At 54.2% G+C, this 472-nt stretch carries 1 protein-coding gene; it reads right to left on the bottom strand.

Annotation, left to right across the window (positions count from 1 at the left end; all coding sequences use genetic code 11):
• Window positions 1-191 precede the first annotated feature (191 nt).
• A partial coding sequence (locus D0817_RS26705) for a hypothetical protein (RefSeq protein WP_238160956.1) occupies window positions 192-472 on the bottom strand: 281 nt, incomplete at its 5' end.

The raw sequence follows: 472 nt of genomic DNA, 5'->3' as shown, positions 1-472 counted from the left end.
CCTTTTACCAAAATTTGCCAAAAACTTTGGCAAAACCCTCGTTGTCCAAGGGGCGAGCCGATTTTAAGGCTGGTGAGATAAGCCGGTATCCGGAATAACCGACCCATACCGCTCTTGCCGCTTAACCATTTCAGCGAACTGCCGCGAACCACTGCTGGGCAGCGGCAAGACAGTAAAACTGGAGTGGCCGCTTATCGCGTACCGGAAGCTGCGGGAAGCTTAGATTTTCCTGCGGTTTTGTTTGCCTTTTCCACATCCTGACCAGTGAGCTTGCGGGCAGCGTCCGGATTTTTCGAAAGCTTGCGGTCATCGGTTGCGCAGACGGTGATCCACAATAGTTTTCCATCGGTCCCCGTTCCTACAGTGGCGTTGCGCATGAAATGTGACCCTGGCCCACAGCCTTGGTCTTTTCCTGCCACGTTAAAAATCCGTGCATGGCTGAGACTGGGTAGGAGCAAGGCGGCAGCCAGGC

Origin of the sequence: Flavobacterium cupreum, from assembly GCF_003996965.1 — a bacterium.
In the GTDB taxonomy this organism is placed as follows: domain Bacteria; phylum Bacteroidota; class Bacteroidia; order Flavobacteriales; family Flavobacteriaceae; genus Flavobacterium; species Flavobacterium cupreum.
The sequence above is the reverse complement of the archived record's forward strand: the minus strand, read 5'-3'. Positions and strand labels throughout refer to the sequence as shown.